We start from the raw sequence: 23,950 nt of genomic DNA on the forward strand, positions 1-23,950 counted from the left end.
TGGCGTGTTATCCCTTCACGGCGCCGTCGGTCAGACCGCTGACGGCCCTGCGCTGCAGGAAGACGAAGAGGACCAGGATCGGGATGGCGAAGAGCGAGGCCGCGGCCATGGTGGCACCCCAGTCGTCGCCGAAGGCGGTCTGGAAACCGGACAGCCACACCGGCAGGGTCTTGGCCTCGGCCTCCTTGTTGAGGACCAGGACCAGCGGGAACTCGTTCCAGGCGGTGATGAAGCCGAAGAGCGAGGTCGACATCAGGCCGGGTGCGAGCAGCGGCAGGATCACCCGTCGGAACGCCTGCATCCGTGAACAGCCGTCGACCATCGCGGACTCCTCCAGCTCGCGCGGCACCGCGGCGACGAAGCCGCGCAGCGTCAGGAGCGTGAAGGGCAGGATCATCACCATGTAGAAGAGGGTGAGCGGGACGAGGCTGTTCAGCATGTCCGCGTCGCGCACGATCATGTAGATCGCGATGACCATGACTTCCCAGGGCGCCATCTGGGCCAGCATGAAGCCGATGATGAAGCCCTTGCGGCCCTTGAACCGCATCCGGGCGAGGGCGAACGCCGAGGCGAGGCCGATGATCAGCGAGAAGAGCACGGCGAGCACGGTGACGGTGAGGGAGTTGCCGACCATCGTCCAGAAGTGGTCGGCCTCGACGGCCGTCTTGAAGTGCTCGAACGTCGCGTCGGTCGGGAACCACACCGGGTCCTCGCTGATGATGTCGCCGGTCGGCTTGAAGGCCGTGGCGAACATCCAGTAGACCGGGAAGACGAAGCCGACGAAGAGCACGACGGCCACCGCGTTGGGCCAGATGCGGCGCAGCCGCCGAGCCGGGGCTTTGTTCGTCACAGCTCGTCCTCCTCTTGCTTGAGCACGATCCGCAGGTAGAAGGAGGTCAGGGCCAGCAGGATGACGATGGTGAGCAGCGCGATCGCCGCACCCATGCCGAAGTGCTGGTTGCCCATGCCCTCGATGTAGGCGTAGACGGGCAGGATCTCGGTGAGCCGGTCGGGGCCGCCCTCGTTGAGCGCCATGACCTGTGCGAACGCCTTGAAGACCCAGATGATCTCCAGGAACGTCGTCGCGTAGAGGAAGGGCCGCAGATAGGGCAGCGTGACGTTGGTGAAGCGCTTCCAGGCGCCGGCGCCGTCGAGCGACGCGGCCTCGTAGAGCTCCTTGGGGATCGTCGTCGTCGCGGCGTACAGATTGATCGCCACGAAGGGGATCGACATCCAGACGATCAGGGTGATGGCCACGAAGAACGTGGAGAACTGGCTGCCCATCCAGTCGTAGTCGGCCATCGAGTGCCAGCCGGCCTTGTCCAGTACCCAGTTGACGACACCGAAGCGGGTCGCGAACAGCCACTGGTAGACGGTCGTCGCCGCGATGATCGGCATCGCCCAGGTGAGGATGAGTCCGACCAGGAGCAGCGTCCGCATCCGCCTGCCGAGCCGCGCGAGCAGCAGACCGATCAGCGTGCCGAGCAGCATGATCAGTGCGACGTTGATCGCGGTGAACGCGATCGAGCGGCCGGTGACCCGCCAGAAGTCCTCGCCGCTGAGGACCTCCTTGAAGTTGTCGATCCCGTTCCACTCGGTGAGGTGGAGGATGAACTGCCTCATGTTGAGGTTCTGGAACGACAGGATCCCGTTGTTGACCAGCGGCCAGCCGAGGAACACCAGGGTGGCCGCGAGCGCGGGAAGCAGCAGCAGGTAGGGCGCGAGCGACCGGGCCCGCTCGCGGGACTTGCCCGGTTCGCCCGGCCGGCCGTCCGATTTCACAACGTCCGTCGGGCCGGAGGGCGGCCGTTCGGTCTGCACGGTCATGCTCGCCATCTCTTTCGTGGGCATCGCGGAACGCGGCGCTGCGCCGGGGACTCCGGGCCCGGGGCTGATGACACCCCGGTCCCGGAGTCCCCGGCGAAAGCGCGTCCTTACTGCTTCTGCGCCAGGCGCTTGTTGAGCTCGCCCTCGACCTGCTTGGCGGCCGCGTCGTTGGACTTACCGTTCAGCACGGCGGTCATGTAGTTCTTGATCGGGTTCGGCGGGTTCTCCACCGCGGCCCACTCCGGGATCAGCGGGGTGGTGCCGCCGCCGGCGGTCGCGGGGGCCATCGCCTCGGCGGCCGGGTTGCCCTTGAGCTGCGCCTCCAGCGACTGCTTGTTCGGGATGACGCCGCCTTCCTTGGCGAGCGCGCCCTCGTGCTTGTCGTTCAGCGCGATCTTCAGGAACTCCTTGGCGAGTTCCTGCTTCTCGCTGGTGGCGGCGACGGCGAGGTTGGAGCCGCCGAGGAAGACGCCCTCGGGCTTGTCGGCGGTGGCGCCGGGGATCGTGAAGTAGCCGATGTCCTTCTCGATCTTCGGGTTGGCCTTGATGGCGGTGGCGGCCTCCCAGCTCATGCCGACGAAGGCGCCGGTCTTGCCCTTGGCGAAGACCTCGGCCTGCTGCGGGGTGGCCTCGTCCTTGTTCTTGGGGGCCTTGGAGAGGTCCGCGAACTCCTTGTACGTCTTCATGGCCTTGGCGACCTTGGGGTCGGCGAGGTTGGAGACGTACTTGTCGCCGTCCTTCTTGACCAGTTCGGCGCCCTCACCGATCGTCAGGCCGACGAAGTGGTACCAGTTCTGGCCCGGCATGTAGATCGGCTCGGCGTCCGTCTTGGACTCGATTGCCTTGAGGTCCTTGAGGAACTCGGCGCGGGTCTTGGGGGTGTCCTTGATGCCGGCGTCGGCCCAGACCTTCTTGTTGTAGATGACGACGCGGTTGAGGACGAACCACGGGGCGGCGTACTGCTTGCCGTCGACGACCGAGGACTTGTTGATCGACTCGGTCCAGTCGGCGCCGACCGTCTCCTTGAGGTCGCTCAGGTCGGCGAGGCCGCCGGTCTTGGCGTACGCGGCGGTCTGGGTGTTGCCGATCTCGAAGACGTCCGGCGGGTTCTCCTCGGAGAGGGCGGTCGTCAGCTTCTGCTGGATGCCGTTCCACTGCTGGACTTCGACCTTCAGCTTGGCGCCGGTCTTCTTCTCGAAGGCGGCCTTCACGTCCTTCGACCAACCGTCGGGCGTGGAGCCGTCCATCGCCCAGAGCGTCAGCGTCTCGCCCTTGAAGCCGTCCGCCCCGCCGGACTTCTTGTCTTCGTCGTCGCTCCCGCAGGCCGCGATCGAGACCAACATGCCCGCGACACCGATGGCCGCTATGAGCTTGCGCTTCACGTCACCCTCCTCAAGGGATGCCAGTCAACCCCCCACCCGCAGCGACCAAGAGGACGAACCAAAAGGACGAGAACTGCCCGTGGGACTGGAACCTGGTCTTTAATGGTGTAGACCAGTACGGGGAGCTTGGCCTAGACCTTTAGGGGTGTCAAGGGTGTATAAGAAGGGCTGTCACGTCCGTTATCGGACCGACACCTGAGCGGGCACAGCTCGCCCGGGCCGGCACGTGCCACGATGTGAGCCGCGACAGACGGAGGAGCCGGTGACGGCAGCAGGAAGGCGGACCATGGGCACCGAGGCGGGGAGCGCAGGAACCGACGTGGACGGGGCCCAGAGCGTCGGCCGCACCGCACGCGTGCCCAAGTACTACCGCCTGAAGCGGCACTTGCTCGACATGACGGAGACCCTGCCGCCCGGCACCCCCGTCCCGCCCGAGCGCACCCTCGCCGCCGAGTTCGACACGTCCCGTACGACGGTGCGCCAGGCCCTGCAGGAGCTGGTCGTCGAGGGCCGCCTGGAGCGGATCCAGGGCAAGGGCACCTTCGTGGCCAAGCCCAAGGTCTCCCAGGCGCTCCAACTCACCTCGTACACCGAGGACATGCGGGCCCAGGGCCTCGAACCCACCTCGCAGCTCCTGGACATCGGGTACATCACGGCCGACGACACCCTCGCGGGCCTGCTCGACATCAGCACCGGCGGCCGGGTGCTCCGCATCGAGCGGCTGCGCCTGGCCAACGGCGAGGCGATGGCCATCGAGACGACCCATTTGTCCGCCAAGCGCTTCCCCGCGCTGCGCCGCTCGCTGGTCAAGTACACCTCGCTCTACACCGCGCTCGCCGAGGTGTACGACGTGCATCTGGCGGAGGCCGAGGAGACCATCGAGACCTCGCTCGCGACGCCGCGCGAGGCGGGGCTGCTCGGCACGGACGTGGGCCTGCCGATGCTGCTGCTCTCCCGGCACTCCCTCGACGGCGGCGGCCAGCCGGTGGAGTGGGTCCGTTCCGTGTACCGCGGCGACCGCTACAAATTCGTGGCCCGCCTCAAGCGCCCCACGGACTGACACCCTTCCGAGGTCTGGCGCGGATCACCGCACTGCTCTACGTTCCTCCCGTCATCGCATGATGAACGGGAGGACGACCCGGTGCGCACAGCAAACCCCCGATCCCTTGTCATCTGGACCGCCGTCGCGCTGGTCGGCGCCGCGGGCTGGACCGTACTCGCGCTCTCGCGCGACGAGGAGGTGTCGGCCGCCTGGATGGTGGCGGCGGCCCTCGGCTCGTACGCCATCGCGTACCGCTTCTACTCCAAGTTCATCGCGTACAAGGTCCTGAAGGTCGACAAGAAGCGGGCGACACCCGCCGAGCGGCTCGACAACGGCATCGACTTCCATCCGACCGACCGCCGGGTGCTGCTCGGCCACCACTTCGCGGCGATCGCGGGCGCGGGGCCCCTGGTGGGACCGGTGCTCGCGGCGCAGATGGGCTATCTGCCGGGCACCATCTGGATCATCGTCGGCGTCATCTTCGCGGGCGCCGTGCAGGACATGGTCGTACTGTTCTTCTCCACCCGGCGCGACGGCAAGTCGCTCGGGCAGATGGCGCGCGAGGAGATCGGCCCGTTCGGCGGGGCCGCGGCGCTGCTCGCCGCGTTCGCCATCATGATCATCCTGCTCGGGGTGCTCGCCCTGGTCATCGTGAACGCCCTGGCCGAATCGCCGTGGGGCACCTTCTCCATCGCGATGACGATCCCGATCGCGCTGCTGATGGGCTTCTATCTGCGGGTCCTGCGGCCGGGACGGGTCAGCGAGGTCTCCCTCATCGGGATCGGCCTGCTCCTGATCGCGCTGGTCGCCGGGCGCTGGGTCGCCGAGTCCTCGCTCGCCGACACCTTCACACTGGCCCCGTCCACGCTGGTCATCTGGCTGGTGGCGTACGGATTCATCGCATCGATCCTGCCGGTGTGGATGCTGCTCGCGCCCCGCGACTATCTCTCCACCTTCATGAAGATCGGTACGATCCTGCTGCTCGCGGTCGGTGTCATCGTCACGCTGCCGACGCTGAAGATGGACCCGGTCACCGACTTCGCCTCGCGCGGCGACGGACCGGTCTTCGCGGGCTCGCTCTTCCCCTTCGTCTTCATCACCATCGCCTGCGGGGCGCTCTCCGGATTCCACGCGCTGATCTCCTCGGGTACGACGCCGAAGATGATCCAGAAGGAGACGCAGGTCCGGATGATCGGCTACGGCTCCATGCTGATGGAGTCGTCCGTGGCGGTCATGGCGCTCGTCGCGGCGAGCATCATCGACCCCGGTCTGTACTTCGCGATGAACGCGCCGGCGGGCGTCATCGGGGACAACGTCCAGGCCGCGTCGCAGGCCGTCGCGAACCTCGGGTACACCATCTCGCCCGAGGACCTGGCACAGGCCGCGAAGAACGTGGAGGAGTCCTCGCTGCTCTCGCGCACGGGCGGCGCGCCGACCCTCGCGGTCGGTGTCTCGGAGATCTTCTCGCAGGTCACCGGCGGCTCGATGCGGGCCTTCTGGTATCACTTCGCGATCATGTTCGAGGCGCTGTTCATCCTGACCGCGCTCGACGCGGGCACCCGCGTGGGCCGGTTCATGCTCCAGGACATGCTGGGGAACGTCTACAAGCCCTTCAAGAAGGTCAGCTGGAAGCCCGGACTCGTCATCACGAGCGCGGTCGTCACCGGCCTGTGGGGCTACTTCCTGTGGGTGGGCGTGCATGAGCCCCTCGGCGGGATCAACCAGCTCTTCCCGATCTTCGGCATCGCCAACCAGCTCCTCGCGGCGGTCGCGCTCGCCGTCTGCACGACACTTCTTGTGAAGTCCGGCCGCCTCAAGTGGGCCTGGATCACCGGCATTCCGCTCGCCTGGGACGCGACGGTGACGCTCACCGCGAGCTGGCAGAAGGTGTTCTCCGACGATCCGCGCGTGGGCTTCTTCAAGCAGCGCTCGATCTACCAGGACGCCATCGACGACGGGAAGGTCCTGCCGCCCGCCAAGTCCATGGACGACATGCACACCGTCGTCACCAACTCCACGGTGGACGGCGTCCTTTCGGCGGCCCTCGCCCTGCTGATCGTCATCGTGATCCTCGACGCGGCGCGCGTCTGCGTCCGGCACGTCCGCAATCCGGCGTCCTCGAAGCTGAGCGAGGCGCCGTACGTCGAGTCGAAGCTGACGGCACCGGCGGGCCTGATCGCCACGCCCGAGGAGAAGGACGAGGCGCGGCGTGAGGCGGAACGGGAGCTCACCCCATGACCTGGCTGCTGCGGGGGTTGCGCTGGATGCGTTGGTACGCAAGGGAGTTGACCGACGAATCGGCGTACGACCGGTATGTGGCGCACGCGCGGAAGGAGCATCCGGGGGCTGCCGTGCCCTCGCGGCGGCAGTTCGAGCGAATGCGGACGGACCGCCAGGAGTCGGACCCACGCCAGGGGTTCCGCTGCTGCTGACCGCCGTTGAGCCGACACATTGACCTGTCCGTTATCCGGACAGGGGTTCCATAGATCAAGACTCTCGCTTAGATTTCCCGCACGTTAAAGGTGGGATAAGCGAGGGAGCGGAGCCGCGAAGTGTCAGATGCGCCTGAAGTGAGCAGACCGGTGATCACGCCGGTCCGCGTGGTCATTGCCCTCTGTCTCGTCGCGCCGTTCGTGGCGATGCTCTGGGTGAGCTCCTACGCGAAGGTCGACCCGACCTTCATCGGCATCCCGTTCTTCTACTGGTACCAGATGCTGTGGGTGCTCATATCCACGGCGCTCACGATGATCGCGTACCAGCTGTGGCAGCGTGACCAGCGCGCCCGCAAGGCCGAGCAGGCCCAGGGAGGTGCTGACCAGTGACGACGCTTGCTTCGGGCACAGGTGGCGTGAACGGCGTCGCACTCGCCGTCTTCATCTTCTTCTTCGTCGCCGTGACGGTCATGGGCTTCATGGCCGCGCGCTGGCGCAAGGCCGAGAACGAGCAGAGCCTGGACGAATGGGGCCTGGGCGGACGGTCGTTCGGCACCTGGGTCACCTGGTTCCTGCTCGGCGGCGACCTCTACACGGCGTACACGTTCGTCGCCGTCCCCGCGGCGATCTACGCGGCGGGTGCGGCCGGCTTCTTCGCGGTGCCGTACACGATCCTCGTCTACCCGCTGATCTTCACCTTCCTGCCGCGCCTGTGGTCGGTCTCGCACAAGCACGGCTATGTGACGACCTCGGACTTCGTGCGCGGGCGCTTCGGCTCCAAGGGGCTCTCGCTGGCCGTCGCGGTCACCGGCATCCTCGCCACGATGCCGTACATCGCGCTCCAACTGGTCGGCATCCAGGCCGTGCTCGACGTCATGGGCGTCGGCGGCGGGCCGGACACCAACTGGTTCATCAAGGACCTGCCGCTGCTCATCGCGTTCGCGGTGCTCGCCGCGTACACGTACTCGTCGGGTCTGCGGGCCCCGGCCCTGATCGCGTTCGTCAAGGACGGTCTGATCTACCTCGTCATCGCCGTCGCGATCATCTACATCCCGATCAAGCTGGGCGGGTTCGACGAGATCTTCCAGGCGGCGGGCGACAAGTTCTCGGCGGCCAACGAGGCGGCGGGCAAGCCCGTCGCGGGCCTCGCGCCGGGCGAGGCCGGGCAGTGGACATACGCGACCCTGGCCCTCGGCTCCGCGCTCGCGCTCTTCATGTACCCGCACTCGATCACGGCGACGCTCTCCTCGAAGAGCCGCAACGTGATCCGCAAGAACACCACGATCCTGCCGCTGTACTCCCTGATGCTGGGCCTGCTCGCGCTGCTCGGCTTCATGGCCATCGCGGCCGGGGTGAAGGTGGAGAACGGCCAGCTGGCGATCCCGCAGCTGTTCGAGAACATGTTCCCCGACTGGTTCACCGGCGTCGCGTTCGCCGCCATCGGCATCGGCGCCCTCGTGCCCGCCGCGATCATGTCGATCGCCGCCGCGAACCTCTTCACCAGGAACATCTACAAGGACTTCATCAGGCCGGACGCGACACCCGCGCAGGAGACCAAGGTCTCCAAGCTCGTCTCGCTCCTGGTGAAGGTCGGCGCGCTCGCCTTCGTCCTCACCATGGACAAGACGGTCGCGATCAACTTCCAGCTCCTGGGCGGCATCTGGATCCTGCAGACCATGCCCGCGCTGGTCGGCGGCCTGTTCACGCGGTGGTTCCACCGCTGGGCGCTGCTCGCGGGCTGGGCGGTCGGCATGGCCTACGGCACGCTCGCCGCGTACGGGGTCGCCTCGCCCACGCAGAAGCACTTCGGCGGCTCGTCCGACGAGATCCCCGGCATCGGCGAGATCGGCTACATCGGCCTGACGGCGTTCGTCCTGAACGTCATCGTGACGGTGGTCATGACCTTCGTCCTGCGCGCTGTGAAGGCCCCCGACGGCGTCGACGAGACCTCTCCCGAGGACTACACGGCGGACGCGGGCGACCCGGGCGTCGTCCAGGAACTGCCGAAGGCGACGGCGGGAGCGGGCGGGCACTGAGCCTCTTCTTCGTACGTACGTGATCGCTTCGTACGTACGTGATCGCTTCGTACGTACGTGATCGCTTCGTACGTACGTGATCGCTTCGTACGTACGTCATGCGGGCCGCCGGAGCCATCCGGCGGCCCGCAGCCGTGTGCGCCTCACGAGGCCTTGTACAGCTCCGCGCGCACCCGCTGCACCGCCTTGGCCGCCGAAGAGACCGTCAGGTCCTTGTCGGTGCCCGCGCCGACGATCACGAGGACGCCGCCGACCCGCGCCTCGACCTCGTAGTGCGGGGTCCCGTCGTACTCGTCGCCGCCCGTGGTCCGCGTGGTCTCCAGGATCGCCTCGTCGCCCAGGTCCGGCAGCTCGCGGGCCTCGCGATGCTCCTCGACCGGAGCCGCCTCGGTGTCGACGGTGACGCCGGGGCACGCCGTGTGGAGCTGCCTGCGCAGTTCCACGTACCGCTCGGCCCGCCCGGTCGGCATCGAGACCAGGCTCTGGGTGACGAAGGGGTCCCCGTCGTCGGCGACCGCCCCGGGGAAGCCGCGGATCATGTGTCCGGCGCTGCTCCCCCGCATCGCGAACAGCTCCGCGCGCGCCTTGGCGCCCCGATCGCACGCGCCCCAGTCTCCGCCCCCGTAGTGCTGGTTGAAGCGCCCCACGCCGGCCTCGATCGCCTCCGCCTTCGGGCCGACCGCCCGCGCCGGAAGCAGCGCCGCCTTCAACTCGGCGTCCGTGAACACCTTGCCGGGATCGACGTCGCCGTCGACACCTGCCGCTGCCGTGGGCGCCCGCTTCGGTGCCTCCTGCGCCTCCTGCCCGCCGTCCCCGCACCCGGCGAGCGCCAACAGCAGCACCGCCGCACAGCCCGCACCCCGCCCTCGCACCGCGCCTCCCCCTGTTCGGCGATCAGTTCGGGCGCCACCCTAGGGGATAGCCGCGCCGACACAAGATGTGGGGCTGCCGCTCAGAGCCAGCACAAGATGTATGCTCGTGCTCGCTGCCGCCGCAGGGGAATCCGGTGCAAGTCCGGAACTGTCCCGCAACGGTGTATGAGTACGCATTTGCCGTACTCATGAGTCCGAGGACCTGCCGACAGCGCACCCGTTCCGTCCGGTCCGGGTGCCGACGACGTCCGGGCCTCGTGGAATGGGCTGGTGGACGCGGAACACAGCCCTGTCCGGGGCCGGTCGCCCGTGTGCCCCTCACCCCTCCCCCAGGCTCTGAGCCGAGCGAGGGAGTGCTCCACGTGACCATCGCGCCAGCCGAACCTGCGTCAGCGCAGACCACCGGCGGTCAGCAGACCGCCGACGGACCGGGAACCGCGCTGCTGCGTACCCTGACCGACCTCACCGCCGACCTCCCCGACGCCGACCCCGGCAGGGTCGCCGCCGCCGCGCTGCGCGGCCGGTCCGCCCGGGCCGACGAGGCGGAGCTGCGTACGCTGGCCACCGAGGCGGCCGCGGGGCTCATCTCCGAGGACCCGGCGTACTCCAGGCTCGCGGCCCGGCTGCTCACCATCGGCATCCGCGAGGAAGCGGCCTCGCAGGGCGTGACGTCCTTCTCCGGCTCGATCGCGGTCGGCCACCGCGAGGGCCTGATCGCCGACCGCACCCAGGAGTTCGTGGCCGCGCACACGGCCCGCCTGGACGCGCTGATCGACCTCGACGGCGACGACCGCTTCGGCTACTTCGGCCTGCGCACCCTGCACAGCCGCTACCTCCTGCGCCACCCGATCACCCGGCAGGTCATCGAGACCCCGCAGCACTTCATGCTCCGCGTGGCCAGCGGTCTCGCGGAGGACGGCAGCGACCGCGCCGTGGACGAAGTCGCCGCCCTGTACCGCCTGATGAGCCGACTGGACTACCTCCCGTCCTCGCCCACCCTCTTCAACTCCGGCACCCGCCACCCCCAGATGTCCAGCTGCTACCTCCTGGACTCGCCGCTGGACGAGCTCGACTCGATCTACGACCGCTATCACCAGGTCGCGCGCCTCTCCAAGCACGCGGGCGGCATCGGCCTCTCGTACTCCCGTATCCGCAGCCGGGGTTCGCTGATCCGCGGCACGAACGGCCACTCCAACGGCATCGTGCCGTTCCTGAAGACGCTGGACGCCTCGGTCGCCGCCGTGAACCAGGGCGGTCGCCGCAAGGGCGCCGCCGCGGTCTACCTGGAGACCTGGCACTCCGACATCGAGGAGTTCCTGGAGCTGCGCGACAACACCGGTGAGGACGCGCGCCGCACGCACAACCTCAACCTCGCGCACTGGATCCCGGACGAGTTCATGCGCCGGGTCGCCGCCGACCAGGACTGGTCGCTGTTCTCGCCGGCCGACGTGCCCGAACTCGTCGACCTGTGGGGCGACGAGTTCGACGCCGCGTACCGCGCGGCCGAGGCCGCCGGGCTCGCGAAGAAGACCATCCCGGCCCGCGATCTGTACGGCCGCATGATGCGCACCCTCGCGCAGACCGGCAACGGCTGGATGACCTTCAAGGACGCCGCCAACCGCACCGCCAACCAGACGGCGGAGCCCGGCCACACCGTCCACTCCTCCAACCTCTGCACGGAGATCCTGGAGGTCACGGACGACGGCGAGACGGCGGTCTGCAACCTGGGTTCGGTGAACCTCGGCGCGTTCGTCCTGCCTTCCGGCGAGGGCATCGACTGGGAGCGGCTCGACGCGACCGTCCGCACCGCCGTCACGTTCCTCGACCGTGTCGTCGACATCAACTTCTACCCGACCGAGCAGGCCGGACGGTCGAATGCCAAGTGGCGGCCGGTGGGCCTGGGCGCGATGGGCCTCCAGGACGTCTTCTTCCAGCTGAAGCTGCCGTTCGACTCCCCCGAGGCGCGTGCGCTCTCCACCCGTATCGCCGAGCGGATCATGCTCGCTTCGTACGAGGCGTCCGCGGACCTCGCCGAGCGCAACGGCCCGCTGCCCGCCTGGGAGAAGACCCGCACGGCGCGCGGCGTTCTGCACCCAGATCACTACGGCGTCGAGCTCAACTGGCCGGAGCGCTGGGCCGCGCTGCGGGAACGTATCGCCGCGACCGGCATGCGCAACTCGCTGCTCCTCGCCATCGCGCCGACCGCCACCATCGCCTCCATCGCGGGCGTCTACGAGTGCATCGAGCCGCAGGTCTCCAACCTCTTCAAGCGCGAGACGCTGAGTGGTGAGTTCCTCCAGGTCAACGCCTACCTGGTGGAGGAGCTGAAGCGGCTCGGCGTATGGGACGCGCAGACCCGTGAGGCGCTGCGCGAGTCCAACGGCTCGGTGCAGGGCTTCGGTTGGATCCCGGCCGACGTCCGTGCGCTGTACCGCACGGCGTGGGAGATCCCGCAGCGCGGCCTGATCGACATGGCCGCCGCGCGCACCCCGTTCCTGGACCAGGCGCAGTCCCTGAACCTGTTCCTGGAGACGCCGACCATCGGCAAGCTCTCCTCGATGTACGCGTACGCCTGGCAGCAGGGCCTGAAGACGACGTACTACCTGCGCTCGCGCCCCGCCACCCGCATCGCCCGCGCGGCCGGCGGCTCGAACGCCACCACCGCCCCCGTCCCCCAGCAGGTGACCGACCCCGACGCCGTCGCCTGCTCCCTGGAAAACCCCGAGTCCTGCGAGGCCTGCCAGTAATGAGCAACACGACCAACAGCGAGAAGAACCTTCTCGACCCGGGCTTCGAGCTGACTCTCCGCCCCATGCGCTACCCCGACTTCTACGAGCGCTACCGGGACGCGATCAAGAACACCTGGACCGTCGAGGAGGTCGACCTCCACTCGGACGTCGCCGACCTCGCCAAGCTCTCGCCCGGCGAGCAGCACATGATCGGCCGTCTGGTCGCGTTCTTCGCGACGGGTGACTCGATCGTCTCCAACAACCTGGTGCTCACGCTCTACAAGCACATCAACTCCCCCGAGGCGCGGCTCTACTTGAGCCGTCAGCTCTTCGAGGAGGCCGTGCACGTCCAGTTCTATCTGACGCTGCTCGACACCTATCTGCCCGACCCGGAGGACCGCGCCGCCGCGTTCGACGCGGTCGAGGAGATCCCCTCCATCCGCGAGAAGGCCGAGTTCTGCTTCAAGTGGATGGACTCGGTGGAGAAGCTGGAGCGCCTGGAGACGCAGGCCGACCGGCGCCGCTTCCTGCTCAACCTGATCTGCTTCGCCGCGTGCATCGAGGGCCTCTTCTTCTACGGTGCCTTCGCGTACGTCTACTGGTTCCGCTCGCGGGGTCTGCTGCACGGACTCGCGACCGGCACCAACTGGGTGTTCCGCGACGAGACGATGCACATGAGCTTCGCCTTCGACGTGGTCGACACCGTCCGCAAGGAGGAGCCGGAGCTCTTCGACGACGCGCTCCAGACGCAGGTCACGGACATGCTCAAGGAGGCCGTCGAGGCCGAGCTGCAGTTCGCGCGCGACCTGTGCGGTGACGGCCTGCCCGGCATGAACACCGACTCGATGCGCGAGTACCTCCAGTGCGTCGCCGACCAGCGGCTTCAGCGGCTCGGCTTCGCGCCGGTCTACGGCTCGTCAAACCCGTTCTCGTTCATGGAGCTCCAGGGTGTCCAGGAGCTGACCAACTTCTTCGAGCGGCGCCCGTCGGCCTACCAGGTCGCGGTCGAGGGTTCGGTCTCCTTCGACGACGAGTTCTAGACCGTCCGGCTTCCGTGGGCTGCGTGGGGCGCGGGGGGCCTCGCGCAGCTCACGGTCGATGCGGCGGTCGTGGACGTGCCCGACGAGGGACGGGGCGGCCAGGAGGAGGAAGACGGCCAGGGCGGTCACGTATCCGAGGAATGTGTTCATGTCCTCACTGTCGTCCGCGCCGGACCATCGCGTCAGTGGCAGTACTGCCACACACCGTCGACTTACTGCCAAGGGCGCGGCACACTGGCGTACATGCTGAAGAACGTTGCCACTGTGCTGCTCGACGGCGTCAATCCCTTTGAACTCGGCGTCGTCTGCGAGGTGTTCGGCCTCGACCGGAGCGACGAGGGGCTTCCTGTCTACGACTTCGCGGTGGTCGCCGCGGAGGACGGGCCGCTGGGCAACCACGCGGGGTTCTCGATCACCACTCCGTACGGGCTCGACCGACTGGAGGAGGCCGATCTGATCGCCGTGCCCGCCGGCCAGTCGTTCGTGCACCGTGAATACCCGGAGGAGCTGCTCGCCGCGCTGCGCCGCGCGGTGGACCGTGGCGCCCGTGTGCTCTCCGTCTGCTCCGGCGTCTTCGTGCTCGGCGCCGCCGGACTGCTCGACGGGCGGCGCTGCGCCGTGCACTGGCAGCACTCCACGGAACTCGCGGTGCGCCATCCGCGGGCGATGGTCGAGCCGGATGTGCTGTACGTCGACGAGGGCGCCGTCGTCACATCGGCGGGGACCGCCGCCGGAATCGACGCCTGTCTGCACATCGTGCGCCAGGAGCACGGCACGGAGGTCGCCAACGCGATCGCCCGGCGCATGGTCGTACCGCCCCACCGGGACGGCGGCCAGGCCCAGTTCGTGGCGCGCCCGCTGCCGCGCACGGCGTGCGACACCGTCGGCGGGGTGCTCGCCTGGATGGAGCGCCATCTCGACCAGGAGATCACCGTCGAGAAGCTCGCCGAGCGCGCCCATATGTCGCCGCGCACCTTCGCGCGCCGCTTCCAGCAGGAGACCGGCACCACGCCGTACCGCTGGCTCCTGCGCCAACGTGTGCTCCTGGCGCAGGAGTTGCTCGAGGGCTCGGACGAGACGGTGGACGCGATCGCCGGGCGGGCCGGTTTCGGCAACGCCGCGGCGATGCGCCACCAGTTCCTGCGGGCGCTCGGCACGACACCGAACGCCTATCGCAGGACCTTCCGCGGGCCGGCCGTCAGCGCGGCTCGGCCCGGAGCACCAGACGCTTCGGATGCAGCGTGATGCCGATCTTGGTCCCGGTGTCGGTCTCCGGGACGGGTGCGAGGTGCCACTTCGGGGCCACCGTCGCCAGGATGATGGCGAGTTCGGCCAACGAGAAGTGGTCGCCCGGGCACTTTCGGTTACCGACGCTGAACGGCATCATCGCGAACTCCGGTACGTCACCGGCGCGTTCCGGATTCCAGCGGTCCGGGTCGAACTCCAGATGACGCTCGAAGGAACGCGGATCGCGCTGCATCGCGTACACGCTGTAGACGATGTCGGCGTCGGCCGGAATGCGGTAGCCGCCCAGGTCCGTTTCGGCGACGGACCGGCGCGTGAATATCCAAGCGGCCGGGCGTATACGCATCGCCTCGGTGACGACATTGCGGGTGTGCGGCAGGTTCTTGAGGTCCGCGAATGTGATCTCCCGGCCCTGCGCGACGGAATTTACCTCTTCAACCAACCGCCTTTCCTGCTCGGGGTGTTCGGTCAGCAGATGGAACGTCCACGCCAGGGTCGACGCGACATTCTCGGCCCCCGCGACGACAAGCGAGACCACGTGATCATGGATCTCCTGGTCGCTGAGCGGCTGCCCGGATTCATCGCGCGCCCGCAGCATTTCGGCCAGCAGATCCTCATGGCTCGAATCCGCCGCCCGGCGCTCGGCGATGATCTCGTCGACCAGCGCGTGCAGATCGTCGAGCGCGTTCTGGAAGCGCCGGTTGCCCTGCGTCGGCACCCGGTACAGCGGCCCGACCGAGAGCACCATCCGGCGGTAGAGCCCCTCGAAGACGGTGTGCAGCGAGTCGCTGATGCGGTCCGCCTTCTCGCCGATCGAGTCGACCTCCAGGAGCGAGCGGGACACGATCCGCACGGCGGTGCGGAACATCTCCGCGCTCACGTCGACCGTGGATCCCGGCGTCCAGCGCGCCGCCGTGGCGCGCGCCTCCTCCTCCATCACCGCGGCGTAGCCGGCGATCCGCTCGGGCCTGAACGAGGGCTGCATCATGCGCCGTTGACGCCGGTGCAGCTTGCCGTTGCTGGTCGCCACGCCCTTGCCGAGGAGCACCTCCAGGGTGTCCCAGAGCGGCCCCCCGACGACGTACTCGGGGCTCTTGAGCATGTGCCCGACGAGCTCCGGGTCGCAGACCGCGTACGCCGTCTTGGGTCCTAGCCTGATCCGTACGAGATCACCGTGGTCCCGCAGATCGGCCAGGAATCCCAGCGGATCGCGCATCAGGTGCCAGGCGTGTCCGATGAGTGGTGCGCCGCCGCTGACGAGCGGTGGCGTGCGCAGCGGGTGCGGTCCTGGCGCGGCGGGCGCAGGTATCGCGGATTCGACGCTCATTCCTCACCTACCAGTTCGTTTTCGGCCATGGGGATTTCCGTCAGGTGGTTTTCCGTGACATACGGAGGCATGGACCTGTCGTCCCAGCTGTCCACCCGATAGCGGCCGGATTCATGGTGGAACCAATACACGGAGGAGAACCAGTTCCGCATATTGAAGACGCATGATTCCACCGCGTCCGAGAGCACCTGCCCCTGTTCGCTGCCGTCCGCCAATGAGGCGGCGAGCAACAGGGCTTCCTCCTCGGCCGCCAGGAAATCCGTGACGCACTGGCTGACCCGCCTGTGCACTTCACGGATGGCCTCTTCGAGGGTTAGTCCCTCGTAGTGGATGAGACTGATCCCGAGATTGTGGAGTTCGTCTCCCGCGAGTTCCTTCGGGAGCGAGCACAGGTCGTTGTACCAGGCCGAGAAATCCTGGGTCGCGAGTGCCGCCCGCCGATATGCGGGATGCTTCCGTATCGCACGCGGCAGTTCGTACCGCGCGGTGGGCTCCAGGAGATCGATCCACGCCCAGTGCGCGAACGTGAGCCGGCGCAGTTCGATGTACGCCTCGACCGACGGCACCGCACCGCACCGCCGGTTCCTGAACTCCTGGTCGTACGCCTCGATCACGGGGTGGAAGTGCCGGGCGAACCTGGCGTTCCAGCTGGGACCCAGGAAGGAGTACAGACGCAGCACACAGTCCGCGAAGCCGGCGACCAGCGGGTCCCTGTGGTGCGTGTACTGCTCCGGGTCGTTGAGCGTGCCGTGCAGGCCCCGGCAGAGCCGCCGCCACTGGGCCGCCCTGCCGTGCACGGAGTCCCGGTCGTGCCGGTCGTCCCACGCGAAGAACCAACTGCTGAGGTCCGCTATCGCGGAGAGCAACTCGTCCGGCGCGCCAATGTAGTAGCCCGCCACCAGATCGGTGTAGCAGAGGCTGTCCGCGTACCGTTCAACCTTGTCCGGGGGCATCAGCCGCATTTCGAGCAGCCAGGCCCTGGACTTCTCCTGAAGCTTTGGCCAATACGGGTGCAGACGGCGAGGAAACGCTGCTTCGATCACCGGAACGGCCAGCGCCGGTGGAACCGATACCGCCGGTGTGTGTGGCCTCATGCACGGCTGTTTGTGTGATGTGCTTCCGGAATATGCACGCACGAACAAACCCCTCTCCACCGCCCGAAGGCTCGCGCCCCTCCCGCCGTACCGGGCGCGCGCCGTTGCGTATCCCCGCGCTTTCCATTCAGCACCACAACTGACCGTTCAGGGAACAGATTTGCGCCATTCACTACCCCCCGGCGCCGAGAAAATCCCCTTACGTGACTGAATATGGATCACCGGCAGCCGGATCTGCTCGCACACCAGAGCGGGCCGATGCCAACGGCCCCTGGTCGGGAGGGAGTTCCCGGCCAGGGGCCGCAGCTGTCACGCGGTGCGCACGCCGCTCAGGCGCCGCAGGCGTCGGTCACACTCGGTCAAACGTCCGTCGTACGTCAGTCGTTGGCGACGACGGGGTAGCGCGGGGTGCCCTCCGCCATCTGCCGCAGCGCGTCCTTGCGGTCGCGCTTGGAGAGGCGGTCGATGTAGAGGTAGCCGTACAGGTGGTCCGTCTCGTGCTGCAGGCAGCGCGAGAAGTACCCGGTGCCGCGCACCTTGATCGGGTTGCCCTTCTCGTCCTGCCCGGTCACCTCGGCGTAGTCCGGCCGTGCCAGCTCGGCGTACGCGGTGGGCACGGAGAGGCAGCCCTCGTTCGAGTCGTCCAGGCGGCGGCGCTCGGCGGGGAGCTCCGTCAGGACCGGGTTGCAGACCGCCCCGACGTGCCGGACGCCCTCGTCGTCCATGCAGTCGTAGACGAAGACCTTCAGGTCGACGCCGATCTGGTTCGCGGCCAGGCCCACGCCCTCGGCGGTCCGCTGGCTGGCGAACATGTCGTCGACGAGCTGCGCCAGCTCGTCGTCGAAGACGGTGACGTCCTTGCACTCCTTGTGCAGGACCGGGTTGCCGACGACCGTGATGGGCCGGGACGTGCCGCGCTCGCGGTGGGCGGTCTCCCGCTCCTCGCAGTCCTCCGTGTCGATGACGAAGCCCTCGTCGTCGACGGGGAGCACCCCGCCCGAGGCCTGCTGCTCAGTGTCCTGCGCCATGGTCCGACGTACGCCTTCCTAAGAACCCACAAGAGATGTGCCGGTACAGCCTACGGGGAAGTCCCGTCCCGCCTCCGCCGGATCTCGGCAGCCGGGCTCAGCAGACCTCTTCCAGGTCCCGCCAGTCGCGGGAGTCCGGGCTGTCCGCGACCCAGCCGTCGAGCAGTCCGCGCACCAGGGCGGCGGGCGCCGCGATGCCGCATTCACGCTCGGGCACCCACAGGGCGCCGGGGCTGCGGTGGCCGAGCGGTCCGGGGTGACCGGGCTCGCTGTGGTCGTGCGGGTCCAGGTGCTCCCCGTCGCCCTCGTCGCTCGGCATCCGGCTCTCGGAGCACATCCGGCAGAGCAGCCGCACGGACGACGACCAGTCCTCGGCGGCGAAGCCCGCGTCGGCGGCGAGCTTCTCCAGGGCGTCCCGGTCGTCCTCGGTGGCGGCCTCCAGGAGGACCACCCAGGTGGGGACCGGTGAGGGCGCCCACAGCTCGATCTCGTCGAAGACCGGGTACGAGTGCCCGGCGGCCGTCGAGCGCTCGCCGTGCGGTACGCCGTCGTGCAGCACGACCTCGCCCCAGCGGCGCCCGGACGACGGCAGCGGGATGGACAGCACCTCTATCCGCGCCGGGTCGAGCCTGCGCCCCCAGACCACCTCGGCCTCGCCCTCCGGCGACAGGCGCACGGCGGCGCTGCCCAGGTCCATGCCCGTGGGCTCTCCGGAGGCGGCGACTCCGCCGGGAACGCGCAGCCCGTACGCCTGCCAGGCGCGCCGGGCCAGCGGCCAGTCCTGCAATGCGGTGGCGGCGATGCCCACGTTCCACCAGTCGGGGGCGCCGGTGGACCGGTCGAGCAGTGCGACGGCGCGCAGGCCCGCGGCGCGCGCCTGCTCCCAGTCGTGCCGGAACTTGTGCAGCAGCGCGAGATTGAACCAGGACTCGGAGAGCCAGGGCTCCAGATCCGCCGCGCGCGTGAGGAGCGCGCCCGCGTCCTCGTACCGCCCGTCGCCGATCAGCGTGAAGGCGCGGTCGGTGGCCTGCCGCCATGAGGCGGAGGGCCGGTGCCGTCCCTTGCCGAAGATCCTCACGATTCCCGCCTGCCAGTTACCGAGGTCCAGAGTTCCTGCTGGAGTTCCTGCTGGAGTGCCTGCTGTCGTTCCTGCTGTAGTTCCTGCTGTGTTCGAGGGCCTCTTCGCATCCAACCACGTACGGTCGGACGGCCGCTCATTACCCATGGGTTACCCAGCGGGCACGCGGTCACGCCCACCCGCCCACGGCCCTGCGGGGACACCGCTATTTCCCCCTCGCGAGCACCCTGGCCAGGGCTTCCACGACCTCAGGCTGATAGTCGTGACCTGTGGCCAGCCTGAGTCTCTCCAGAGCGTTGAGCGGGCCTCCAGGCCCTTCTCCCCGCGCCATCTCGTCGTACGCGTTCGCCGTACGCACGATACGGGCCGTGAGCGGCTGATCGCGATACGGATCGGCCTGCCGCTCCACGACGAGGGCGACGTCCCCGTCCACCCCCGTCTGCCGCACCACCGCGCCCCCGAGCAGCGCGATGCGCCGCTGCTCGGCCTCCGGGAGGACCGCGGTGGCCCCCGCGGGGACGGGGTCGACCAGGGAGAGCTGCCCGATGTCGTGCATCAGCGCCGCGTGCTCCAGGACGGCGAGGTCCGGCTCGGAGAGCCCCAGCTCGCGCCCCACGGCCCGGCTGAGCGCCGCGACCCGGCGGGCGTGGCCCTGCGGGGTGTATCCGGCGATCTCGGTGGCCCGCGCGAGTGAGGCGATGGTCTGCCGATAGGTGGTCCGTACGGCGGCGTACCGGCGGAAGGAGAGCTGGGTGAGCAGCAGCGGGAGGCTGAACACGGGCAGCGCCCAGAGCCCCGCCACGGCCACCGCGAGCGCCATCACCGCGCCGGTCGCGCACACGGCGGACCCGATGCCGAGCATGCCCCGCAGCTCGTCCCGCAGGATCGGGCCGAAGGGCCAGCCGGTGCGGGCGTGCGCCATGGCCGCGGCGAGCACCGCGTCGCAGAGCGCGGTCAGCACGAGCAGCGCGACGATGACGGCCGCGAAGGCGGGGCCCTTGCCCACCCACTCCTCCAACTTGCCCGCGTTGTACAGCGGTTGGAAGCAGGCCGCGGCGAACCCGACGGTCAGCACCCGCCGCGCCACATGGTCCAGGGCGGGCCCCTTGCCGAGCGCCACATGCGGTACGGCGCCGACGAGCGCGGCGGCGACCACGACGGCGATCACCTGCAGCACCCCGTGGTGCGTGGCCCGCCCCCCGATCTCCCCCAGCAGCGCGTACGCGAGCGCCCCCGCGGCCCCGAGCGGCGCGGGCTCCCGGTCACTCCCCCCGGTCCCCCACCGAACCAGCTCCCCCACAGCGACAAGCCCCCCGAAGGCCAGCGCGATGCCTCCTTCGACGACGCCGTGCCAGAGGGTCCAGCCGAGGGAGAGGAGCGTGAGCAGCCCGGCAGCGCCGTATACCAACGCCGTCACCCGGGCGGGAGCGGCCCTCACCGCGCTCCCGCCCCCGGCGCCGCAGGTACGTCCGAAGCCCCCCGCCGGGGCGCCGGCACCCCGGCGACGTCAGCGGTGACCTCCGGGTTCCACCCGTACCGCTCCAGCGCCCGCTGCAAGGCGGCAACCATGACGGGATCGAACTGCGCCCCCGCGCACCGGGAAAGCTCGGCCATAGCGGCAGCGACCGGCCGCCCCCGCCGGTACGACCGCGTGGACGTCATCGCGTCGAACGCGTCCGCCACGGCCACCACCCGCGCAAACTCAGGAATCTGCCGCCCCACGAGCCCGTACGGATACCCGCTCCCGTCGATCCGCTCGTGGTGATGCAGGATCGCCGCCCGCGCCTCCCCGAGAAACCCGATCCCCCGCACCATCTCGTGCCCGTACTCGGGATGCAGTTCGATGACCCGCCGCTCCTGGGGCGTCAGCGGCCCGTCCTTGCGCAGCAGCCGCGTCGGCACCCCCAGCTTGCCGACGTCGTGCAGGATCCCGGCGAACCGCAGGCTCTCGATCCGCTCGTCCGCCATCCCCAGCTCGCGGGCGATCATCACGGAGGCCCGCCCCACCCGCTCGCTGTGCCCGCGGGTGTACCGGTCCTTGATGTCGACGGCCTGCACGAGCGCCCTGATCGTGGCCTGATGGGCGGCCCGCTCGCGGTGGTACTGCGCGAACACCCAGCAGGAGACGCCCATCGGCAGCAGCACGAGCAGCGCGGCCAGCGGCCCGTAGGGGCTGCGCCACAGGACCGCCATCATCAGCCCGGCGAGGCCGTGCACCGCGACCGGCGCGAACGACCGCGGGAAGAGCCCTCGCCACGCGGCCCGCACCGGCACCCGTTCCGCCGCCGCCAGGATGCCGCCGTCCAGGACGGTCAGTACGACGGAGAAGGCGAGGACGGCCGCTCCGGCCGGCACGAGGGCGTACGGAAAGTCCGCCGCCGCCACCGCCGCGTGCCCCCCGCACACCCCGTACGCCCACGCCGACGCACAGGCGGCGAGGGCGAGTTGTGCGGCCCGCCAGACCCGGCGCACCCACCGGGGATTGCGCTCCACGCGCGCGAGCAGCGCCCCCGGCACCGCGACCAGCGCCGCCGCGGCGGGCGGCAGCAGGAACACGGCGGCGAGCAGCACCGGAAAGAACGTGCCGAGGCCGTTCGGCGCCCTGCGGCCGATGACCCGGCACCGCGTGATCTGCTCGCACCCGGCGTACAGCGCGGCGAGCAGCCCGAGCGCGGCCCACGGCGTGCGCGCCGTCAGCGCCGGCGCGGCACAGGCGGCGGCGCCCAGAGCGGCGCACAGGATGTAGGCACGGGCCCACGGAGCGATGGTCCGCATGGCGCTGTCTCCCTCCCCCGTGACCGTCCCCCCGGACGACGTTCCAAGGTCCGGAGACTAGAACGCGGACCCGCCGATCCGAGCCCCCCGTGCGGAAATTGGCACGTACGAGTGACGGTGGACAGACAGCGGACGGCAGGCGGCACAGACGCGGACAGGCCGCGACGGATCACCGTCGCGGCCTGTCGGAAACTCGTCCGGTTCGGCTACCGGAAGCTCACGCCTCCGTCACGTCATGCTCCGGGACGGTCTCGCCCGAGCGGATCAGGTCGATCCGTCCCATGACCTTGGCCCGCAGGTCGACGGGCACGTCGTCCTGGCCGCAGCAGCGCTTCACCAGCTTCTTCACGGCCTGCTCGAGGCCGTACTTCTCCAGGCACGGAGAGCACTCCTCGAAGTGCGTCTCGAACTTGGTGCAGTCGCTGTCCGGCATCTCGTGGTCCAGGAACTCATAGAGATGGTCCAGGACTTCACTGCAGTCAGTCTCGTGCGGCTCTCCGCAGCTCATGAGCCTGAGCCTTTCGTTCCGTTCGACTCCCCGGCACCCGCCGGGACCAGCCCTCGCTCGCGGGCGTAGTCCTCGAGCATGCCGCGCAGTTGGCGACGGCCCCGGTGCAGTCGGGACATCACCGTACCGATGGGTGTCCCCATAATGTCCGCGATCTCCTTGTACGCAAAGCCCTCTACGTCGGCCAGATAGACGGCGATGCGGAATTCCTCGGGGATCGCCTGCAGCGCGGACTTCACGTCCGAGTCCGGCAGGTGATCGAGCGCCTGCGACTCGGCCGAGCGCAGACCGGTGGACATGTGCGACTCGGCGCGTGCGAGCTGCCAGTCCTCGATCTCCTCGGCGGCGCTGCGCTGGGGCTCGCGCTGCTTCTTGCGGTAGGAGTTGATGAACGTGTTGGTGAGGATGCGGTACAGCCAGGCCTTGAGGTTGGTGCCCTCGCGGAACTGGTGGAACGACGCGTACGCCTTCGCGTAGGTCTCCTGCACCAGGTCCTCCGCGTCCGCCGGGTTGCGCGTCATGCGCAGCGCCGCCGAGTACATCTGGTCGAGGAAGCCCAGGGCGTCCCGCTCGAAGCGAGCCGTCCGTTCCGCCGACGTCTCCTCGGGCTGCGCCTGGCCGTTCTCGGTCCCTGCGTCGGTCCCAGTGACCGGACCCACCTCCTCCAAAGACGTGGTGAGACCGAAAGCAGCCCCACTCGAATCGGAGGATAGACGACGATCCGGTCCCGCCGCCGCTCGAATAGGAGCGGTCTTGGGCGCGCTCAGCACCGTCCACTCCAGGTCAGAGGCACTGGTGCGGCTCGGGCAGATGGTCGAACCCATGCGGCGGACTCCCTCTCGTACGAACAGCGTTTGACGTCTGTTCCGCACAACAGAGGTCACCCGGCCAACATTCCCGTCCACCGTGTGACGCCGTCCGTGATGATCCTCATGGCCTCGGCCTCGGTGCTCTCCGCCCGCTTCGGGATCGCGAACCCGTGATCGCCGAAGGGCACCTCGACCATCTCGTACGTCCCTTCCGGGAACTCGGCGGGCTTTCCGAAGGGGTCGTTGCCGCCCTGGACGACGAGTGTGGGCACCCCGGCCCCGAGCAGTTCGTCCGCCCGTGACTTCTCCGGCTTGCCCGGCGGGTGCAGCGGGAAGCTCAGGGCCAGTACGGCGACGGCGCCCAGCTCGGTCGCGGTGCGGCAGGCGACGCGGGCACCGGCGCTGCGGCCGCCCGCGATCACCGGGAGGCCGGGCTTGGCGAGCGCGGGCCACAGGCCGCGCCAGCCGACGTCCAGCGTCTTCGGCGCGGGCGCCAGCTTCTTGCCGGCCACCCGCCAGGGCTGCTCGACGAGGGCGACGGTCACGCCGTGCGCGGGCAGGGCGGCGGCGATGGCCCGCAGGTCACGGGCCTCGATGCCGCCGCCGGCGCCATGGCTGACGGCGAGCACGAGGCGCGCGCTCTTCTTGGGAGCCGGGTGCCACGTGATCCTCGCGTCGCCGGCGTCGGTCGGGACGATCTCGCTCTTGATCGCTTGCTTGGTCACG

General features: G+C 69.1%; 21 protein-coding genes and 1 riboswitch. Of the genes, 8 read left to right on the forward strand and 13 right to left on the reverse strand.

All coding sequences use genetic code 11. From position 1 onward, the window contains the following. Positions 1 to 7: 7 nt before the first annotated feature. From ACIBKX_RS19500 to ACIBKX_RS19510, 3 genes are all read right to left on the reverse strand, one after another. Positions 8 to 814: a carbohydrate ABC transporter permease gene (locus tag ACIBKX_RS19500; RefSeq protein ID WP_363271759.1), complete on the reverse strand. Its 807-nt coding sequence runs from the start codon at positions 812 to 814 to the stop codon at positions 8 to 10. Positions 815 to 846: 32 nt separating this feature from the next. Then, on the reverse strand, positions 847 to 1,827 hold the full coding sequence (locus ACIBKX_RS19505) for a sugar ABC transporter permease (protein WP_363271522.1): 981 nt from the start codon (positions 1,825 to 1,827) through the stop codon (positions 847 to 849). Between the two features lie 107 nt (positions 1,828 to 1,934). Then, positions 1,935 to 3,209, reverse strand: coding sequence for an extracellular solute-binding protein (locus ACIBKX_RS19510; RefSeq protein ID WP_363271523.1), 1,275 nt, complete (start codon positions 3,207 to 3,209; stop codon positions 1,935 to 1,937). Between the two features lie 286 nt (positions 3,210 to 3,495). Here ACIBKX_RS19510 and ACIBKX_RS19515 point away from each other — a divergent pair, with 286 nt between their 5' ends. The 5 genes from ACIBKX_RS19515 to mctP all read left to right on the forward strand — a co-directional run bounded on the left by ACIBKX_RS19515 (position 3,496) and on the right by mctP (position 8,719). Then, positions 3,496 to 4,269: a GntR family transcriptional regulator gene (locus ACIBKX_RS19515; protein WP_363271760.1), complete on the forward strand. Its 774-nt coding sequence runs from the start codon at positions 3,496 to 3,498 to the stop codon at positions 4,267 to 4,269. Between the two features lie 81 nt (positions 4,270 to 4,350). Beyond that, positions 4,351 to 6,489 (forward strand): carbon starvation CstA family protein, encoded by a 2,139-nt coding sequence (locus ACIBKX_RS19520; RefSeq protein WP_363271524.1) that lies wholly within the window; start codon positions 4,351 to 4,353, stop codon positions 6,487 to 6,489. Next, entirely contained in the window at positions 6,486 to 6,683 is a 198-nt protein-coding gene (locus tag ACIBKX_RS19525) for a YbdD/YjiX family protein (protein ID WP_363271525.1), read from the forward strand. Before ACIBKX_RS19520 ends, ACIBKX_RS19525 begins: the two co-directional genes overlap by 4 nt. A 120-nt stretch (positions 6,684 to 6,803) precedes the next feature. Beyond that, positions 6,804 to 7,073, forward strand: coding sequence for a DUF3311 domain-containing protein (locus ACIBKX_RS19530; RefSeq protein ID WP_363271526.1), 270 nt, complete (start codon positions 6,804 to 6,806; stop codon positions 7,071 to 7,073). A gap of 26 nt (positions 7,074 to 7,099) precedes the next feature. Continuing rightward, on the forward strand, positions 7,100 to 8,719 hold the full coding sequence (gene mctP, locus ACIBKX_RS19535; protein ID WP_363271761.1) for a monocarboxylate uptake permease MctP: 1,620 nt from the start codon (positions 7,100 to 7,102) through the stop codon (positions 8,717 to 8,719). A gap of 143 nt (positions 8,720 to 8,862) precedes the next feature. Here the strand turns inward: mctP and ACIBKX_RS19540 are convergent, their stop codons facing one another. Beyond that, on the reverse strand, positions 8,863 to 9,591 hold the full coding sequence (locus ACIBKX_RS19540) for a hypothetical protein (protein ID WP_363271527.1): 729 nt from the start codon (positions 9,589 to 9,591) through the stop codon (positions 8,863 to 8,865). A 93-nt stretch (positions 9,592 to 9,684) separates the two neighbouring features. After that, positions 9,685 to 9,816, forward strand: a riboswitch (cobalamin riboswitch). A 137-nt stretch (positions 9,817 to 9,953) separates the two neighbouring features. Between ACIBKX_RS19540 and ACIBKX_RS19545 the strand changes: the two genes are divergently transcribed. The 3 genes from ACIBKX_RS19545 to ACIBKX_RS19555 all read left to right on the forward strand — a co-directional run bounded on the left by ACIBKX_RS19545 (position 9,954) and on the right by ACIBKX_RS19555 (position 14,605). Beyond that, positions 9,954 to 12,338, forward strand: a complete 2,385-nt coding sequence (locus tag ACIBKX_RS19545) for a ribonucleoside-diphosphate reductase subunit alpha (RefSeq protein ID WP_363271528.1) — start codon at positions 9,954 to 9,956, stop codon at positions 12,336 to 12,338. Continuing rightward, a complete protein-coding gene (locus tag ACIBKX_RS19550) occupies positions 12,338 to 13,360 on the forward strand; it encodes a ribonucleotide-diphosphate reductase subunit beta (protein ID WP_363271529.1) in 1,023 nt (340 codons plus the stop codon). Before ACIBKX_RS19545 ends, ACIBKX_RS19550 begins: the two co-directional genes overlap by 1 nt. 243 nt (positions 13,361 to 13,603) lie before the next feature. Then, positions 13,604 to 14,605, forward strand: a complete 1,002-nt coding sequence (locus tag ACIBKX_RS19555; RefSeq protein ID WP_363271530.1) for a helix-turn-helix domain-containing protein — start codon at positions 13,604 to 13,606, stop codon at positions 14,603 to 14,605. On the opposite strand, the gene ACIBKX_RS19560 is transcribed toward ACIBKX_RS19555, so the two are convergent. The 9 genes from ACIBKX_RS19560 to ACIBKX_RS19600 all read right to left on the reverse strand — a co-directional run bounded on the left by ACIBKX_RS19560 (position 14,559) and on the right by ACIBKX_RS19600 (position 23,949). Then, positions 14,559 to 15,932, reverse strand: a complete 1,374-nt coding sequence (locus tag ACIBKX_RS19560) for a cytochrome P450 (protein WP_363271531.1) — start codon at positions 15,930 to 15,932, stop codon at positions 14,559 to 14,561. The two genes, ACIBKX_RS19555 and ACIBKX_RS19560, sit on opposite strands and share 47 nt — an antisense overlap. Next, on the reverse strand, positions 15,929 to 17,026 hold the full coding sequence (locus ACIBKX_RS19565; RefSeq protein ID WP_363271532.1) for a multidrug MFS transporter: 1,098 nt from the start codon (positions 17,024 to 17,026) through the stop codon (positions 15,929 to 15,931). Before ACIBKX_RS19565 ends, ACIBKX_RS19560 begins: the two co-directional genes overlap by 4 nt. A 377-nt stretch (positions 17,027 to 17,403) precedes the next feature. Then, a complete protein-coding gene (gene def, locus ACIBKX_RS19570; protein ID WP_363271533.1) occupies positions 17,404 to 18,054 on the reverse strand; it encodes a peptide deformylase in 651 nt (216 codons plus the stop codon). Positions 18,055 to 18,151: 97 nt separating this feature from the next. Then, entirely contained in the window at positions 18,152 to 19,132 is a 981-nt protein-coding gene (locus tag ACIBKX_RS19575) for a hypothetical protein (RefSeq protein ID WP_135335416.1), read from the reverse strand. Positions 19,133 to 19,337: 205 nt separating this feature from the next. Further along, positions 19,338 to 20,570, reverse strand: a complete 1,233-nt coding sequence (locus ACIBKX_RS19580; protein ID WP_399375839.1) for an HD-GYP domain-containing protein — start codon at positions 20,568 to 20,570, stop codon at positions 19,338 to 19,340. Continuing rightward, on the reverse strand, positions 20,567 to 21,907 hold the full coding sequence (locus ACIBKX_RS19585) for an HD-GYP domain-containing protein (RefSeq protein WP_363271534.1): 1,341 nt from the start codon (positions 21,905 to 21,907) through the stop codon (positions 20,567 to 20,569). Before ACIBKX_RS19585 ends, ACIBKX_RS19580 begins: the two co-directional genes overlap by 4 nt. 217 nt (positions 21,908 to 22,124) lie before the next feature. Further along, positions 22,125 to 22,415, reverse strand: coding sequence for a mycothiol system anti-sigma-R factor (gene rsrA / locus ACIBKX_RS19590; protein ID WP_363271535.1), 291 nt, complete (start codon positions 22,413 to 22,415; stop codon positions 22,125 to 22,127). Then, complete coding sequence (locus ACIBKX_RS19595) at positions 22,412 to 23,074, reverse strand: sigma-70 family RNA polymerase sigma factor (protein WP_363271536.1); 663 nt, start codon at positions 23,072 to 23,074, stop codon at positions 22,412 to 22,414. The genes rsrA and ACIBKX_RS19595 overlap by 4 nt, the downstream gene beginning before the upstream one ends. Before the next feature lie 221 nt (positions 23,075 to 23,295). Further along, a complete protein-coding gene (locus tag ACIBKX_RS19600) occupies positions 23,296 to 23,949 on the reverse strand; it encodes an alpha/beta family hydrolase (RefSeq protein ID WP_399375840.1) in 654 nt (217 codons plus the stop codon). Between the last annotated feature and the right edge of the window lies 1 nt (position 23,950).

The sequence above is a fragment of the Streptomyces sp. NPDC050658 genome, assembly GCF_044457025.1.
GTDB lineage: Bacteria > Actinomycetota > Actinomycetes > Streptomycetales > Streptomycetaceae > Streptomyces.